Genomic DNA, 16,865 nt, shown 5'->3' on the forward strand with positions numbered 1-16,865 from the left:
GCCGGCGACGATGATCAGGTCGGCTTTGTAGAGGTCCTCCAGGAGGACGCTGCCCTTGCCGATCCCGATGGTCTCGGAGAGCCCCCGAGGATGGGACGGGTAGGGGCGGCGGGGGCGAAAACGATCCACCGGGTCCCCATTGGCCCTTGCAGTGGACTGCTCCCCTCCCGTTTCCTCAGTGTTGCCGCAACCCTCTTCTTCCACCGAGTGAGGTCGAACCGTGTCCAGCACGCTCTCCAACCCCGTCCAGACGCCCGAAACCGGCACCGCCCGCGTGAAGCGCGGCATGGCCGAGCAGCTCAAGGGCGGTGTGATCATGGACGTGGTCAACGCCGAGCAGGCGAAGATCGCCGAGGACGCCGGCGCCGTCGCCGTCATGGCCCTGGAGCGCGTCCCCGCCGACATCCGCAAGGACGGCGGCGTGGCCCGGATGTCCGACCCGGACATGATCGAGGGCATCATCGAGGCCGTGTCCATCCCGGTCATGGCGAAGTCCCGCATCGGCCACTTCGTCGAGGCCCAGGTCCTCCAGTCCCTCGGCGTCGACTACATCGACGAGTCCGAGGTGCTGACCCCGGCCGACGAGGTCAACCACTCCGACAAGTGGGCCTTCACCACCCCGTTCGTCTGTGGCGCCACCAACCTCGGAGAGGCCCTGCGCCGCATAGCCGAGGGCGCGGCCATGATCCGCTCGAAGGGCGAGGCCGGCACCGGCAACGTCGTCGAGGCCGTCCGCCACCTGCGCCAGATCAAGAACGAGATCGCCAAGCTCCGCGGCTACGACAACAACGAGCTGTACGCCGCCGCCAAGGAGCTGCGCGCGCCGTACGAGATCGTCAAGGAGGTCGCCGAACTGGGCAAGCTCCCGGTGGTGCTGTTCTCCGCCGGTGGCGTGGCCACCCCCGCCGACGCCGCGCTCATGCGCCAGCTCGGCGCCGAGGGCGTCTTCGTCGGCTCCGGCATCTTCAAGTCCGGCGACCCGGCCAAGCGCGCCGCCGCCATCGTGAAGGCGACCACCTTCTACGACGACCCGAAGATCATCGCGGACGCCTCCCGCAACCTCGGCGAGGCCATGGTCGGCATCAACTGCGACACCCTCCCCGAGGCCGAGCGCTACGCGAACCGGGGCTGGTAGCACCCATGTCACCCAGGTCATCCATGCACGACACTCCTGTCATCGGCGTCCTGGCCCTCCAGGGCGACGTACAGGAGCACCTCATCGCCCTGGCCGAGGCGGACGCCCTGGCCAGGCCGGTGCGGCGCCCCGAGGAACTCGCCGAGGTGGACGGCCTGATCATCCCCGGCGGCGAGTCCACCACCATCTCCAAGCTGGCCGTCCTCTTCGGCGTGATGGAGCCCCTACGCGCGCGCGTGCGGGCCGGTATGCCCGTCTACGGCACCTGCGCCGGCATGATCATGCTCGCCGACAAGATCCTCGACCCGCGCTCGGGCCAGGAGACCGTCGGCGGCATCGACATGATCGTGCGCCGCAACGCCTTCGGACGTCAGAACGAGTCCTTCGAAGCGGCGGTCGACGTGAAGGGCGTCGAGGGCGATCCTGTAGAGGGCGTCTTCATCCGTGCCCCCTGGGTCGAGTCCGTGGGCGCCGAGGCCGAGGTGCTCGCCGAGCACGCCGGTCACATCGTCGCCGTACGTCAGGGCAACGCGCTCGCCACGTCGTTCCACCCGGAACTGACCGGCGACCACCGCGTGCACTCCCTGTTCGTCGACATCGTGCGGGCCGACATGGCACGTGCGGTGGGCGCGGACCGTACAGCGGAGTCCTTGTAGGATCTCTGGGGTTCGTACAGAGATGGGTTACGCGAAGGAGACAGGCAGATGTCCGGCCACTCTAAATGGGCTACGACGAAGCACAAGAAGGCCGTGATCGACGCCAAGCGCGGCAAGCTCTTCGCGAAGATGATCAAGAACATCGAGGTCGCCGCCCGCACGGGCGGCGCCGACCCGGCCGGCAACCCCACGCTGTTCGACGCCATCCAGAAGGCCAAGAAGAGCTCGGTCCCGAACAAGAACATCGACTCCGCGGTCAAGCGCGGCGCCGGCCTCGAAGCCGGTGGCGCCGACTACGAGACGATCATGTACGAGGGTTACGGCCCCAACGGTGTCGCGGTGCTCATCGAGTGCCTCACCGACAACCGCAACCGCGCCGCCTCGGACGTCCGCGTCGCCATGACCCGCAACGGCGGCAACATGGCCGACCCCGGCTCCGTCTCGTACCTGTTCAACCGCAAGGGCGTCATCGTCGTGCCCAAGGGTGAGCTGACCGAGGACGACGTCCTGGGTGCCGTGCTGGACGCCGGTGCCGAGGAGGTCAACGACCTCGGTGAGTCCTTCGAGGTCATCTCCGAGGCGACCGACCTGGTCGCGGTGCGCACCGCGCTCCAGGAGGGCGGTATCGACTACGACTCCGCCGACGCCAACTTCGTCCCGACCATGCAGGTCGAGCTGGACGAGGAGGGCGCCAGGAAGATCTTCAAGCTGATCGACGCGCTGGAGGACAGCGACGACGTGCAGAACGTCTTCGCCAACTTCGACGTCAGCGACGAGGTCATGGAGAAGGTCGACGCGTAGCGCTGCCGCGAGCTGAGCGGACCAACGGGCCGACGGGACACACCCCGTCGGCCCGTCGCCGTGTCGGCCGTTGTCGGTGGCACCCGATAGCCTGCACAAACAGGCGATCGAAGGGAGGGCGCGTGCGGGTACTCGGAGTTGACCCGGGACTGACCCGATGTGGGGTCGGTGTCGTCGAGGGCGTCGCCGGGCGCCCGTTGACGATGGTCGGCGTCGGTGTCGTACGGACGCCCGCGGACGCCGAGTTGGGGCTCCGGCTCGTCGCGATCGAGCAGGGCATCGAGCAGTGGCTGGACGAGTACCGGCCCGAATTCGTCGCCGTGGAGCGGGTGTTCAGCCAGCACAACGTCCGTACGGTGATGGGCACGGCCCAGGCCAGCGCCGTGGCGATGCTGTGCGCCGCCCGGCGTGGCATCCCCGTCGCCCTGCACACCCCCAGCGAGGTCAAGGCCGCCGTCACCGGCAGTGGACGCGCGGACAAGGCCCAGGTCGGCGCCATGGTGACCCGGCTGCTCCGGCTCGACGCGCCCCCCAAGCCCGCCGACGCCGCCGACGCCCTCGCGCTCGCCATCTGCCACATCTGGCGCGCACCCGCCCAGAAACGGCTCCAACAGGCCGTGGCCCTGCACACGGCCAAGGCAGCACACGCACCGAAAGGCCGCCTCGCATGATCGCCTTCGTCAGCGGCACCGTCGCCGCACTCGCTCCGGACGCCGCGGTGGTCGAGGTGGGAGGTGTGGGCATGGCCGTCCAGTGCACGCCGAACACCCTGTCCACGCTCCGGCTCGGACAGTCGGCCAAGCTGGCCACCTCGCTCGTCGTGAGGGAGGACTCCCTCACCCTGTACGGCTTCGTGGACGACGACGAACGCCAGGTCTTCGAACTGCTCCAGACCGCCAGCGGCGTAGGCCCCCGCCTGGCCCAGGCGATGCTGGCCGTCCACACCCCGGATGCCCTGCGCCGGGCGGTGGCCACGGGTGACGAGAAGGCGCTCATCGCGGTTCCGGGCATCGGCAAGAGGGGTGCCCAGAAGCTGTTGCTGGAGTTCAAGGATCGCTTGGGCGCGCCCGTCGGCGCCGCCGCGATCGGCGCCCCGGTCACCCAGGGCTGGCGTGACCAGCTGCACGCCGCTCTGATCGGCCTGGGATACGCCACCCGCGAGGCCGACGAAGCCGTGGCCGCCGTAGCGCCCCAGGCAGAGGCCGCCGAGGGCACGCCCCAGGTCGGCCAGTTGCTGAAGGCGGCTCTGCAGACCCTCAACAGAGCCCGCTGACCGGGCACGGCCGCGCTCTCATCCGCGTACGACCAACCGACCGCGACCCACGACGAGGCATCACGAATGAACTGGGACGACACGACCGACGAGAGCACCGCCCCCGAGCGGCTCGTCGCTGCGTCCGCCGACGGTGAGGACCAGGCCGTCGAGGCCGCCCTGCGTCCCAAGGACCTGGACGAGTTCATCGGCCAGGAGAAGGTCCGCGAGCAGCTCGACCTCGTTCTGCGCGCCGCACGCGCGCGTGGTGCCACCGCCGACCATGTGCTGCTCTCCGGTGCCCCCGGCCTCGGCAAGACCACCCTCTCGATGATCATCGCGGCCGAGATGGGCGCCCCCATCCGCATCACCAGCGGCCCCGCCATCCAGCACGCCGGTGACCTAGCGGCGATCCTCTCCTCCCTCCAGGAGGGAGAGGTCCTCTTCCTCGACGAGATCCACCGCATGTCCCGGCCCGCCGAGGAGATGCTCTACATGGCGATGGAGGACTTCCGCGTCGACGTGATCGTCGGCAAGGGCCCCGGCGCCACCGCCATCCCCCTCGAACTGCCCCCGTTCACCCTGGTCGGCGCCACCACGCGCGCGGGACTGCTGCCGCCCCCGCTCCGCGACCGCTTCGGCTTCACCGCGCACATGGAGTTCTACGAACCCGCCGAGCTGGAGCGCGTCATCCACCGCTCCGCGAACCTCCTCGACGTCGAGATCAACGCCGTGGGCGCCGCCGAGATCGCCGGCCGCTCGCGCGGCACCCCTCGTATCGCCAACCGTCTGCTGCGCCGGGTCCGGGACTACGCGCAGGTGAAGGCCGACGGTGTCATCACCCGCGACATCGCGCAGGCGGCCCTGAAGGTCTACGAGGTCGACGCCCGGGGCCTCGACCGTCTGGACCGCGGTGTCCTCGAAGCGCTGCTGAAGCTGTTCGGCGGCGGCCCGGTCGGGCTCTCCACGCTGGCCGTCGCGGTGGGGGAGGAGCGCGAGACCGTCGAGGAGGTCGCCGAGCCCTTCCTCGTACGGGAGGGCTTGCTGGCCCGTACCCCGCGCGGACGCGTCGCGACGCCCGCCGCGTGGGCGCATCTCGGCCTCACGCCGCCCCGTTCCACAATGGGGGGAACCGGACAACAGGACCTGTTCGGGGCGTGAGGGCGCGGCTGCTCGCAGGCTCAGGAACCGTGGTGCGATGCTGAGCGTTGTTCCTGGCGTGCGGACTCGCTTAGACTCCGCCGATGCCGCCTTTGTAGCTTTGTAGGTGGCGCCGACCACACCCCCATCCACCAGGCCGCTCACCGACGCGGTAGTGCGAAGGAAATTCCGTCCCGTGAATATCGTGACCCTCCTCCCGTTCATCGTGCTCATCGGGGCCATGTTCCTGATGACCCGCTCGGCCAAGCGCAAGCAGCAGGCCGCCGCGCAGATGCGTAACGACATGCAGCCCGGTACCGGTGTCCGCACGATCGGGGGCATGTACGCGACGGTCAAGGAAGTCAACGAGGAGACGGTTCTCCTCGACGCGGGCCCGGGTGTGGAGCTTCTCTTCGCGAAGAACGCCATCGGCGCCGTCCTCGGCGACGACGAGTACAACCGCATCGTCCACGGCATCGAGCACGACCTGAAGACCGACGAATCCGTCGTCCCGGACGACGCCTCCTCCCTCACCGAGACCGACGAGCCCTCCGACGACGCTTCCGCCGCTTCCGACGACAAGCCCATCGACCTCGGCAAGAAGGATGCGGCCGACGAGCCGGCCGACGACACCGAGGCCGCCGCGGCGAAGGCGGAAGAAGAGCCGAAGAAGACCGACGGCGAGACCGACGCGAAGTAGCCGCCGCGTTCCGGGGGAGGAGCGCGGCGCGATCCGTTCGCGTCTCGTACCCCCGGCACGGCGGGTTCTCGCAGGGAGTCCCGACACCATGTCATGGCCACCGGCCGCGCTGACCCGGCGCGAGGTGGCCCGAGAGGGAGTACGAGAAGGTGGCAGCACCTAAGAAGGGCCGGAGCGCAAGCTCCCAGAGCAAGCCAGGACGCTCGCTGGCCCTCATCCTGATCGCCATCGTGGCGCTCACCGGGGGGATGTTCGCCTCCGGGCACACGACTCCGCGTCTCGGCATCGACCTGGCCGGTGGTACGAGCATCACGCTCACGGCGAAGAACGAGCCGGGCCAGCCGAACGCGATCAACAAGACCAACATGGACACCGCGGTCGACATCATGAACCGCCGTGTCAACGGTCTTGGCGTCTCCGAGGCCGAGGTTCAGACCCAGGGATCCGACAACATCATTGTCAACATCCCCAAGGGCACGAACTCCGAGCAGGCCCGGGAGCAGGTCGGCACCACCGCCAAGCTCTACTTCCGTCCGGTTCTGGCCCTGGAGGTCCAGGGCGGCACCGCGACGGCCACCCCCACGCCGAGCACGAGCACGTCCGGCAGCCCCTCGCCGTCGGCCTCTCAGACGGGCGACAAGGCGACCTCTTCGTCGTCCGCCTCGCCCAGTGCGTCGGCCAGTGCGACCTCCCAGGGCCGCCCGGTCACCGACGCCCTGAAGGCCGACGCGACCCCGACGCCGAGCACCTCGTCGACGCCGGCCGCCAGCGCGTCGCCGTCGGCGAGCGCCACCGCCGACGCGGCGACCGCGGCGCTCCAGGCGAAGTACGCCGCGCTCGACTGCACCAAGGCGAAGGTCCGTGCCGTCACCGGTGACGGCATCAAGCCCTCCGAGCCCACGGTGGCCTGTGGCCAGGACTCGCAGGGCCAGTGGCAGAAGTTCGTCCTCGGCCCGGCCGAGGTGTCCGGCACCGAGGTCGAGAAGGCCCAGGCCGTCTTCGACACGCAGGGTGCCTCGGGCTGGCAGGTCACCATGGACTTCACGTCCAAGGGGAGCAAGCAGTTCGCGGACGTCACCGGCCGCCTCTCCCAGAACCAGGCCCCGCAGAACGAGTTCGGCATCGTCCTGGACGGCGAGGTCGTCTCCAATCCGTACGTGAGCACGTCGATCACGGGTGGCTCCGCGCAGATCTCCGGCAGCTTCGACCAGACCGAGGCCCAGGACCTGGCGAACATGCTGTCGTACGGCGCGCTCCCGCTCACGTTCCAGGAGTCGAGCGTCACCACGGTCACCGCCGCGCTCGGCGGCGAGCAGCTGCACGCCGGTCTGATCGCGGGCGCCATCGGCCTGGCCCTGGTCATCATCTACCTGGTGGTCTACTACCGGGGTCTGTCGATCGTCGCCATCGCCTCCCTCCTGATCTCCGCGGTCCTCACGTACGTGATCATGGCGCTGCTCGGTCCGGCCATCGGCTTCGCGCTGAACCTGCCGGCCGTCTGCGGTGCGATCGTGGCGATCGGTATCACAGCGGACTCGTTCATCGTGTTCTTCGAACGGATCCGGGACGAGATCCGCGAGGGCCGTTCACTCAGGCCCGCCGTCGAGCGTGCCTGGCCGCGTGCCCGGCGCACGATCCTCGTCTCCGACTTCGTGTCCTTCCTCGCCGCCGCGGTGCTCTTCATCGTCACCGTCGGCAAGGTCCAGGGCTTCGCGTTCACGCTCGGTCTGACCACCCTGCTCGACGTCGTCGTCGTGTTCTTCTTCACCAAGCCGCTGATGACGATCCTCGCCCGCAAGAAGTTCTTCGCGGAGGGTCACCGCTGGTCCGGCCTCGACCCGCAGCGCCTGGGCGCCAAACCGCCGCTCCGTCGCACCCGTCGTCCGTCCGCGTCCGTCGACATGAAGGAGGCGTGAGATGTCGAAACTCGGCACCCTCGGCGCCCGGCTCCACCGCGGCGAGATCGGCTACGACTTCGTCGGCAAGCGTTTCATCTGGTACGGCATCTCGATCCTGATCACCATCACGGCCATCCTCGGCCTGTCGGTGCGCGGCCTGAACATGGGCATCGAGTTCGAGGGCGGCGCCGTCTTCACCACCGAGAAGACCAGCACGTCGGTCAGTTCCGCCGAGACGTTCGCGGAAGAGGCCTCCGGCCACGACGCGATCGTCCAGAAGCTCGGCAACGGCGGTCTGCGTATCCAGATCTCCGGCATCGACACCGCGAAATCGGACGAGATCAAGCAGGCGCTCGCCAAGGACCTGAAGGTCGACTCCGAGAAGATCAACGCCGACCTGGTGGGACCCAGCTGGGGTGACCAGGTCGCCAACAAGGCCTGGCAGGGCCTGGCGATCTTCATGGTCCTCGTCGTGATCTATCTGGCGATCGCCTTCGAGTGGCGCATGGCCGCGGCGGCACTCGTGGCGCTGATCCACGACATCACCATCACCGTCGGCATCTACGCCCTCGTCGGCTTCGAGGTCACGCCGGGCACGGTGATCGGTCTGCTCACGATCCTCGGTTACTCGCTCTACGACACGGTCGTCGTCTTCGACAGCCTCAAGGAGCAGACGAAGGACATCACCAAGCAGACCCGCTGGACGTACAGCGAGATCGCCGACCGGTCGATCAACGGCACCCTGGTGCGTTCCATCAACACCACGGTGGTCGCGCTCCTCCCGGTCGCCGGCCTGCTGTTCATCGGTGGCGGTGTCCTCGGCGCGGGCATGCTCAACGACATCTCGCTGTCGCTGTTCGTCGGCCTCGCGGCCGGTGCGTACTCGTCGATCTTCATCGCCACGCCGCTCGTCGCCGACCTCAAGGAGCGCGAGCCGCAGATGAAGGCCCTCAAGAAGCGCGTCCTCGCCAAGCGCGCCCAGGGCGAGACCCCGGTGGCGGCCCAGGTCAGCGACGAGCAGCCGTACGACGACGAGGACGACGACGCCGCTCCTGCGGTCGTCGGTCCGCGCAACCAGCCCGCGTCCCGCAACCGCGGTCGCGGCCGGCCCTCGGGCAAGCGCCGATGACCGCGGTCAAGGAACTGCTGCTCAGCCGTATCCGCGATGTGGCGGACTACCCGGAGCCGGGCGTGATGTTCAAGGACATCACCCCGCTCCTGGCGGACCCCGCGGCCTTCGCGGCGCTCACCGACGCCCTGGCGGACATCGCCGTGCGCAGCGGTGCCACGAAGATCGTCGGCCTGGAGGCCCGCGGCTTCATCCTGGGCGCCCCGGTCGCGGTCAGGGCGGGCCTGGGCTTCATCCCCGTACGCAAGGCGGGCAAGCTCCCCGGAGCCACGCTCAGCCAGGCGTACGACCTGGAGTACGGCTCCGCCGAGATCGAGGTGCACGCCGAGGACCTGAGCGCGGGCGACCGTGTCCTGGTCATCGACGACGTACTGGCCACGGGCGGCACCGCCGAGGCCTCGCTCCAGCTGATCCGACGGGCCGGCGCGGAGGTCGCCGGCCTGGCGATCCTCATGGAGCTGGGGTTCCTCGGCGGCCGGCAGCGGCTCGAACCCGCGCTGTCGGGAGCGCTGCTGGAAGCGCTGATCGTCGTCTGAGGCAGCGCCCACAGGCAGGATTGCGGGGCCGGGACCGGAGGCAGTGGCCGCCGGTCCCGGCCCCGCCGCCGTCAGGCCCGGAGGAGCCGTCTCCGCGAGCGGGATGTCGCAGCGGCGGGGCAGCTCTACCAGGGGCTTGATGTCATTGGGCCCGGCGAGGTGTCCTGCGGGGCCGGGGCGGCGGCACCAGCCGGTCCGTTCCCGGCCGCCGGCCACGAAGGAGCCGTCTCGCGGCCGGGACGCGGTGGCGGCGTCACGAGGCTCCACTGGGCCCTGATGCCGCCGGGCCTGTCCGAAGGGGCCCGCGGGCACACGGAGCGCCCCTGGCGGGCACCGGAGGAATCCGGTGCCCGCCTCTCGCGTTTCTTCAGTAGAAGGCCGTCTCAGCGGCCTGGAGGCGATGCCGGAGCCCGGGATCGCTACCATGGGCACTCCGGAGCCTGACCGGGGGACCCGGATCGCGCACGAGGAGTCCTCTTGGCAGACGAGGCCCAGCCCCTGACCGCCGCCAAGCCCGAGCCCGTCTCGGAGCCCGCGGCCACGCCCGCGCGGACCGCGAACAACGACGCGCACGGGCAGGTCGAGCACGCCCAGTCCGCACCCGTCGACCGGGCGGCCGAGCCTCCGCGCCCCAAGCCGGCCACGCCCGAGCCCGCTCCCACCCCGGCCCCCGCGCCCGCCGTCCGCCCTGCCTCCGGCCAGCCCGCCCGCTCCGCCTCCCCCAACCGCGTACGCGCCCGGCTGGCCCGGCTCGGCGTGCAGCGCTCCAACCCGTACAACCCGGTTCTCGAGCCGCTGCTGCGGGCGGTGCGCGGCAACGACCCGAAGATCGAGACGGCGACCCTCCGGCAGATCGAGAAGGCCTACCAGGTCGCCGAGCGCTGGCACCGCGGCCAGAAGCGCAAGAGCGGCGACCCGTACATCACCCACCCGCTGGCCGTCACCACGATCCTCGCCGAGCTTGGCATGGACCCGGCGACCCTGATGGCGGGCCTGCTGCACGACACGGTCGAGGACACCGAGTACGGCCTGGACCAGCTGCGCCGCGACTTCGGCGACTCCGTAGCGCTCCTCGTCGACGGTGTCACCAAGCTGGACAAGGTCAAGTTCGGCGAGGCCGCCCAGGCCGAGACCGTGCGCAAGATGGTCGTAGCGATGGCCAAGGACCCGCGCGTCCTGGTCATCAAGCTCGCCGACCGGCTGCACAACATGCGCACCATGCGCTACCTCAAGCGCGAGAAGCAGGAGAAGAAGGCGCGCGAGACGCTGGAGATCTACGCGCCGCTCGCCCATCGCCTGGGCATGAACACCATCAAGTGGGAACTGGAGGACCTCGCCTTCGCGATCCTCTACCCCAAGATGTACGACGAGATCGTACGGCTGGTGGCCGAGAGGGCACCGAAGCGTGACGAGTACCTGGCCATAGTGACCGACGAGGTGCAGAGCGATCTGCGCGCGGCCCGCATCAAGGCCACCGTCACCGGCCGCCCGAAGCACTACTACAGCGTCTACCAGAAGATGATCGTACGAGGCCGCGACTTCGCGGAGATCTACGACCTCGTGGGTATTCGTGTACTTGTCGACACGGTCCGCGACTGTTACGCCGCCCTCGGTACCGTGCACGCGCGCTGGAACCCGGTCCCCGGCCGGTTCAAGGACTACATCGCGATGCCGAAGTTCAACATGTACCAGTCGCTGCACACGACGGTCATCGGACCCAACGGCAAGCCGGTCGAACTCCAGATCCGTACGTTCGACATGCACCGCCGTGCCGAGTACGGCATCGCCGCGCACTGGAAGTACAAGCAGGAGGCCGTCGCCGGTGCCTCCAAGGTCCGCTCGGACCAGCCGAGGACCACCGGCAAGGACGACCACCTCAACGACATGGCGTGGCTGCGTCAGCTCCTGGACTGGCAGAAGGAGACCGAGGACCCCGGGGAGTTCCTGGAGTCCCTGCGCTTCGACCTGTCGCGCAACGAGGTCTTCGTCTTCACGCCCAAGGGCGACGTGATAGCGCTGCCGGCAGGGGCGACACCGGTCGACTTCTCGTACGCGGTGCACACCGAGGTCGGCCACCGGACCATAGGGGCACGGGTCAACGGCCGTCTCGTACCGCTCGAGTCCACCCTGGACAACGGCGACCTGGTGGAGGTCTTCACCTCCAAGGCGCCCGGCGCCGGGCCGTCCCGCGACTGGCTCGGCTTCGTCAAGTCGCCGCGCGCCCGCAACAAGATCCGCGCCTGGTTCTCGAAGGAGCGGCGCGACGAGGCGATCGAACAGGGCAAGGACGCCATCGCCCGCGCGATGCGCAAGCAGAACCTGCCGATCCAGCGCATCCTCACCGGCGACTCCCTCGTCACCCTCGCGCACGAGATGCGCTACCCGGACATCTCGTCCCTGTACGCGGCGATCGGCGAGGGCCATGTGGCCGCGCAGAACGTCGTACAGAAGCTCGTGCAGGCGCTCGGCGGCGAGGAGGCTGCCACCGAGGAGATGGACGAGGCCGTTCCGTCGCCCCGCGGCCGGGGGCGCAAGCGGCGCAGCAACAACGACCCGGGTGTCGTGGTCAAGGGCGTCGACGACGTCTGGGTGAAGCTCGCCCGCTGCTGCACGCCGGTACCCGGCGATCCGATCATCGGATTCGTCACGCGCGGTAGCGGAGTATCGGTTCACCGGAACGACTGCGTGAACATCGAGTCACTGTCCCGGGAGCCCGAGCGCATCCTCGAGGTCGAGTGGGCCCCGACCCAGTCCTCGGTCTTCCTGGTCGCCATCCAGGTCGAGGCCCTGGACCGCTCCCGTCTCCTCTCGGACGTCACCCGCGTCCTGTCCGACCAGCACGTCAACATCCTGTCGGCGGCGGTCCAGACGTCGAGGGACCGGGTGGCCACCTCCCGCTTCACCTTCGAGATGGGCGACCCCAAGCACCTGGGACACGTCCTGAAGGCCGTCAGGGGCGTCGAGGGCGTGTACGACGTGTACCGGGTGACCTCGGCCCGCAGGCCGTAACCACGAGCGGTACGCACGCAGAGGGGCTCCCGTACGAGATGTACGGGAGCCCCTCTACGTAGCAGCGTGAAAACTAGCCGCCGAACTCCTGCAGGCCCTTGAGTGCCTGGTCCAGCAGCGCCTGACGGCCCTCGAGCTCCTTCTGGAGCTTGTCGGCCCTGGCGTTGTTGCCCTGGGCGCGGGCCGTCTCGATCTGGCCGGTGAGCTTGTCCACGGCCGCCTGGAGTTGACCGGTCAGACCCTCGGCACGCGCGCGTGCCTCCGGGTTCGTCCGGCGCCACTCGGTCTCCTCGGACTCCTGCAGAGCCCGCTCGACCGTGTGCATCCGGCCCTCGACCTTCGGACGGGCGTCACGCGGCACGTGGCCGATGGCCTCCCAGCGTTCGTTGATCGAACGGAAGGCGGCTCGCGCCGCCTTGAGGTCCGTGATCGGCAGGAGCTTCTCGGCCTCCTCGGCCAGCCCCTCCTTGAGCTTGAGGTTCTCGGTCTGTTCCGCGTCCCGCTCGGCGAAGACCGAGCTGCGCGCCGCGAAGAACACGTCCTGGGCGCCACGGAAGCGGTTCCACAGGTCGTCCTCGTGCTCGCGCTGGGCGCGGCCCGCGGCCTTCCAGTCCGTCATCAGCTCGCGGTAGCGCGCCGCTGTCGGACCCCAGTCGGTCGACGCGGACAGCGCCTCGGCCTCCGCGACCAGCTTCTCCTTGGCCTTGCGGGCGTCCTCGCGCTGCGCGTCCAGGGACGCGAAGTGCGCCTTGCGGCGCTTGGAGAACGCCGAGCGGGCGTGCGAGAAGCGGTGCCACAGCTCGTCGTCCGACTTCCGGTCGAGCCGCGGCAGCCCCTTCCAGGTGTCCACCAGCGCGCGCAGCCGCTCACCGGCCGACCGCCACTGGTCGGACTGCGCCAGCTCCTCCGCCTCGACGACCAGCGCCTCCTTGGCGTGCCGTGCCTCGTCGGACTGCTTGGCGCGCTGCTGCTTGCGCTCCTCGCGCCGGGTCTCGACGGTCTCGACGAGCTTGTCCAGCCGGACCTTCAGCGCGGCCAGATCGCCGACCGCGTGGTGGGCGTCCACCTGCTCGCGGATGTGGTCGATGGCCACCTGGGCGTCCTTCGCGGACAGGTCGGTGGTCTTGACTCGCTTTTCGAGGAGGCCGATCTCGACAACCAGGCCCTCGTACTTGCGCTCGAAGTAGGCCAACGCCTCCTCGGGGGAGCCGGCCTGCCAGGAACCGACGACCTGCTCGCCGTCGGCCGTACGCACGTACACGGTCCCCGTCTCGTCGACGCGGCCCCACGGGTCGCTGCTCACAGCGCCTCCTCCACATGATGCCTGCGGAGGGCTCTGCACCCCCGGGCATCGTCCACAGTTTCGTCACGGCCAACATAGGCGACCGGCAGGGATGCTGTCCGCATCCCGCGCGACCGAAGTTTCGCAGTTGGCGGTCAGGATTTCGTTACGGTCGCCTTGTTGATCACAACGGTCGCATTCGGTGCGCCGTCGCCCTGACCGGTGGCCTCACCGGCGGCGGCGATCTTCTTCAGGACCTTCATCCCCGACGCGGAGACCGTCCCGAACGGTGTGTAGCTGGGCGGGAGCTGACTGTCCTGGTAGACCAGGAAGAACTGGCTGCCGCCGGTGTGCGCCTGGCCGGTGTTGGCCATGGCGATCGTGCCCGCCGGGTAGATGTTGTTCTTGAGGGTTTTGTCCTTCAGGTTCTCGTCCGGAATGGTGTAGCCGGGGCCACCCATACCGGTGCCCTTCGGGTCACCGCACTGCAGCACGTAGATGCCGTTCGTGGTGAGCCGGTGGCACTTGGTGTGGTCGAAGTAGCCCTTGCTCGCCAGGAAGTTGAACGAGTTGACCGTGTGCGGGGCCGCGGACGTCTTCAGGGCGATGCCGATGTCGCCACAGGTCGTCGCGAGCGTCATTTCGTACTTCGCCGACTTGTCGATGGTCATCGCCGGCTCCTTCTTCCAGCTCAGCGACTTCACCGCCCCCTCGGCAGCCTTCTCACAGGGGTCCGCGGCCTTGCTGGGCGTGGCGCTCGGGGTGACCTCCGCGCTCGCGTTCGACTTGCTGTCGTCGTTCTTGAAGACCCCGGTCGCATACGACAACACGCTCCCCACGACGATCACGCCGAGGACCGACGCGATCACCGAGTTGCGCACGTTCGCCTTGCGTCGCGCGGCCGTACGCCGCTGCTGCTGCCGCAAGAACTTCTCCCGGGCGAGCTGACGTCGCCGCTGTTCCTGGGTGACCACCGGGTTTTCTCCTCATGCGTCTCGTACGTCAACTGGGACGCGTGCGTCTTGTGTGCCGATCGCCTGCGTGTGCCCCGTACCGTATATGGGTTCGCTGAGGAAACGGCAGCGCCGGTAGGCTCTGGGGCACTGCCACCCACCCCGTACGACCACGTACGCCACATATCGAAGGACGATCGTGCTCATTGCCGGGTTCCCGGCCGGCGCCTGGGGGACGAACTGTTATCTCGTCGCCCCCGCCGCCGGTGAGGAGTGCGTGATCATCGACCCGGGCCATCAGGCCGCCCAGGGAGTCGAGGAGACGCTCAAGAAGCATCGGCTCAAGCCCGTCGCGGTCGTCCTCACCCATGGCCACCTGGACCATGTCGCCTCGGTCGTCCCGGTGTGCGGAGCACACGACGTACCGGCGTGGATCCACCCCGAGGACCGCTACATGATGGCGGACCCGGAGAAGGCGCTGGGCCGCTCCATCGGGATGCCGCTGCTGGGCGAGCTGACCATCGGGGAACCGGACGACGTCAAGGAGCTGACGGACGGCGCGCGGCTGGAACTGGCGGGCCTTGAGCTGAGCGTGGCGCACGCACCGGGCCATACCAAGGGGTCGGTGACGTTCAGGATGCCTCAGACCACGGACATCCCGTCCGTGTTCTTCTCGGGCGACCTGCTCTTCGCCGGCTCCATCGGACGCACCGACCTGCCCGGCGGTGACATGGCCGAGATGCTCGACTCGCTGGCCCGTGTGTGCCTGCCGCTCGACGACTCGACCGTGGTGCTGTCCGGCCACGGCGCCCAGACGACCATCGGCCAGGAGCGCGCCACCAACCCGTATCTGCGGCAGGTGGCGGCCGGCCTTCAAGATCGCGGCGAGGGCCCGAACGCCCCTCACCGACGAGGAATGTGACGAGACCTTCCGTGAGCACCTTCAAGGCCCCCAAGGGCACCTACGACCTGATCCCGCCGGACAGCGCGAAGTACCTGGCGGTACGGGAAGCCATCGCGGCGCCCCTGCGCAACTCCGGCTACGGCTACATCGAGACGCCGGGCTTCGAGAACGTGGAGTTGTTCGCCCGGGGTGTGGGCGAGTCGACGGACATCGTGACGAAGGAGATGTACGCCTTCGAGACCAAGGGCGGCGACAGGCTCGCCCTGCGTCCCGAGGGCACGGCGTCGGTCCTGCGCGCGGCCCTTGAGGCCAATCTCCACAAGCTGGGCAACCTCCCGGTCAAGCTCTGGTACTCCGGCTCGTACTACCGCTACGAGCGCCCCCAGAAGGGCCGTTACCGTCACTTCTCGCAGGTCGGCGCGGAGGCGATCGGCGCGGAGGATCCGGCGCTGGACGCCGAGCTGATCATCCTGGCGGACCAGTCGTACCGGTCGCTGGGGTTGAGGAACTTCCGGATTCTGTTGAACTCGTTGGGCGACAAGGAGTGCCGCCCGGTGTATCGGGCGGCGCTGCAGGACTTCCTCCGGGGTCTCGACCTGGACGAGGAGACGCTGCGGCGGGCCGACATCAACCCGCTGCGGGTGCTGGACGACAAGCGGGACGACGTCCAGAAGCAGCTGGTGGGGGCGCCGTTGCTGCGGGACTACCTCTGCGACGCGTGCAAGGCGTACCACGAGGAGGTCCGCGAGCTGATCACGGCTGCGGGGGTCTCGTTCGAGGACGACCCGAAGCTGGTGCGCGGCCTGGACTACTACACCCGTACGACCTTCGAGTTCGTCCACGACGGGCTTGGCTCGCAGTCCGCGGTGGGCGGTGGCGGGCGCTACGACGGTCTGTCCGAGATGATCGGCGGCCCGGCGCTGCCGTCGGTGGGCTGGGCGCTGGGCGTCGACAGGACGGTGTTGGCGCTTGAGGCGGAGGGTGTGGAGCTGGAACTCCCGTCCGCGACGAGTGTGTTCGCGGTGCCATTGGGGGAGGAGGCTCGGCGGGTGCTGTTCGGGAAGGTCACGGAGCTGCGCAAGGTGGGGGTCGCGGCGGACTTCTCCTACGGGGCGAAGGGCTTGAAGGGGGCGATGAAGAACGCGAACCGGAGTGGGGCGCGTTACACGATCGTCGCCGGTGAGCGGGATCTCGCCGAGGGCGTGGTTCAGCTGAAGGACATGGAGTCCGGGGAACAGACGGCGATCGGCGTGAACGAGATCGTGGCGGAACTGGAGTCGAGGCTGGGCTGAGGGCGGGTTTTCCTCGCCCCCGCCGCCCCTACCCGTCCCATCCTCGGGGGCGCTGCCCCCGAACCCCCTTTCGCGCTGAACGCGCTCGTCCTCAAACGCCGGACGGGCTGGGGGTGCCGGCCGGTGCTTGATCTTTTAGCCCGTCCGGCGTTTGAGGACAAGGCCCGTTCAGGGCCGT

General features: G+C 69.1%; 15 protein-coding genes. 13 read left to right on the forward strand and 2 right to left on the reverse strand.

Annotation, left to right across the window (positions count from 1 at the left end; all coding sequences use genetic code 11):
- Positions 1-286 precede the first annotated feature (286 nt).
- The 11 genes from pdxS to ACWCRB_RS43925 all read left to right on the forward strand — a co-directional run bounded on the left by pdxS (position 287) and on the right by ACWCRB_RS43925 (position 12,256).
- The gene (gene pdxS / locus ACWCRB_RS43875; RefSeq protein WP_451001427.1) at positions 287-1,135 is read left to right on the forward strand and encodes a pyridoxal 5'-phosphate synthase lyase subunit PdxS; all 849 of its coding nucleotides are present in this window, start codon (positions 287-289) and stop codon (positions 1,133-1,135) included.
- Between the two features lie 23 nt (positions 1,136-1,158).
- Positions 1,159-1,791, forward strand: a complete 633-nt coding sequence (gene pdxT / locus ACWCRB_RS43880; protein ID WP_369037665.1) for a pyridoxal 5'-phosphate synthase glutaminase subunit PdxT — start codon at positions 1,159-1,161, stop codon at positions 1,789-1,791.
- Positions 1,792-1,839: 48 nt separating this feature from the next.
- Positions 1,840-2,592, forward strand: a complete 753-nt coding sequence (locus tag ACWCRB_RS43885; protein WP_369037666.1) for a YebC/PmpR family DNA-binding transcriptional regulator — start codon at positions 1,840-1,842, stop codon at positions 2,590-2,592.
- Positions 2,593-2,714: 122 nt separating this feature from the next.
- Positions 2,715-3,263, forward strand: coding sequence for a crossover junction endodeoxyribonuclease RuvC (gene ruvC / locus ACWCRB_RS43890; RefSeq protein WP_451001419.1), 549 nt, complete (start codon positions 2,715-2,717; stop codon positions 3,261-3,263).
- Complete coding sequence (ruvA, locus tag ACWCRB_RS43895; RefSeq protein ID WP_451001420.1) at positions 3,260-3,865, forward strand: Holliday junction branch migration protein RuvA; 606 nt, start codon at positions 3,260-3,262, stop codon at positions 3,863-3,865. The genes ruvC and ruvA overlap by 4 nt, the downstream gene beginning before the upstream one ends.
- A 66-nt stretch (positions 3,866-3,931) precedes the next feature.
- Positions 3,932-5,005, forward strand: a complete 1,074-nt coding sequence (gene ruvB, locus ACWCRB_RS43900; RefSeq protein ID WP_451001421.1) for a Holliday junction branch migration DNA helicase RuvB — start codon at positions 3,932-3,934, stop codon at positions 5,003-5,005.
- A 175-nt stretch (positions 5,006-5,180) separates the two neighbouring features.
- Positions 5,181-5,684: a preprotein translocase subunit YajC gene (yajC, locus tag ACWCRB_RS43905; protein WP_369037670.1), complete on the forward strand. Its 504-nt coding sequence runs from the start codon at positions 5,181-5,183 to the stop codon at positions 5,682-5,684.
- 149 nt (positions 5,685-5,833) lie between these two features.
- Positions 5,834-7,600: a protein translocase subunit SecD gene (gene secD / locus ACWCRB_RS43910; protein WP_451001422.1), complete on the forward strand. Its 1,767-nt coding sequence runs from the start codon at positions 5,834-5,836 to the stop codon at positions 7,598-7,600.
- 1 nt (position 7,601) lies between these two features.
- Positions 7,602-8,711, forward strand: a complete 1,110-nt coding sequence (gene secF / locus ACWCRB_RS43915) for a protein translocase subunit SecF (RefSeq protein WP_451001423.1) — start codon at positions 7,602-7,604, stop codon at positions 8,709-8,711.
- Positions 8,708-9,247: an adenine phosphoribosyltransferase gene (locus tag ACWCRB_RS43920; RefSeq protein ID WP_369037673.1), complete on the forward strand. Its 540-nt coding sequence runs from the start codon at positions 8,708-8,710 to the stop codon at positions 9,245-9,247. Before secF ends, ACWCRB_RS43920 begins: the two co-directional genes overlap by 4 nt.
- A 477-nt stretch (positions 9,248-9,724) precedes the next feature.
- A complete protein-coding gene (locus ACWCRB_RS43925) occupies positions 9,725-12,256 on the forward strand; it encodes a RelA/SpoT family protein (RefSeq protein WP_451001424.1) in 2,532 nt (843 codons plus the stop codon).
- A gap of 73 nt (positions 12,257-12,329) precedes the next feature.
- Here the strand turns inward: ACWCRB_RS43925 and ACWCRB_RS43930 are convergent, their stop codons facing one another.
- Both ACWCRB_RS43930 and ACWCRB_RS43935 read right to left on the reverse strand, forming a co-directional pair.
- Positions 12,330-13,559, reverse strand: a complete 1,230-nt coding sequence (locus ACWCRB_RS43930) for a DUF349 domain-containing protein (protein WP_369037675.1) — start codon at positions 13,557-13,559, stop codon at positions 12,330-12,332.
- 134 nt (positions 13,560-13,693) lie between these two features.
- The gene (locus tag ACWCRB_RS43935) at positions 13,694-14,512 is read right to left on the reverse strand and encodes a peptidylprolyl isomerase (protein ID WP_369037676.1); all 819 of its coding nucleotides are present in this window, start codon (positions 14,510-14,512) and stop codon (positions 13,694-13,696) included.
- A 178-nt stretch (positions 14,513-14,690) separates the two neighbouring features.
- On the opposite strand from ACWCRB_RS43935, the gene ACWCRB_RS43940 reads away from it, so the two are divergent.
- Together ACWCRB_RS43940 and hisS are read left to right on the forward strand one after the other, a co-directional pair.
- Positions 14,691-15,413 carry an MBL fold metallo-hydrolase gene (locus ACWCRB_RS43940; RefSeq protein ID WP_451001425.1) on the forward strand — a complete coding sequence of 241 codons (723 nt, stop codon included), beginning with the start codon at positions 14,691-14,693 and terminating at the stop codon, positions 15,411-15,413.
- An 11-nt stretch (positions 15,414-15,424) separates the two neighbouring features.
- Entirely contained in the window at positions 15,425-16,687 is a 1,263-nt protein-coding gene (hisS, locus tag ACWCRB_RS43945; protein ID WP_451001426.1) for a histidine--tRNA ligase, read from the forward strand.
- Positions 16,688-16,865: the final 178 nt, after the last annotated feature.

The organism is Streptomyces sp. NPDC002156 (assembly GCF_053593675.1).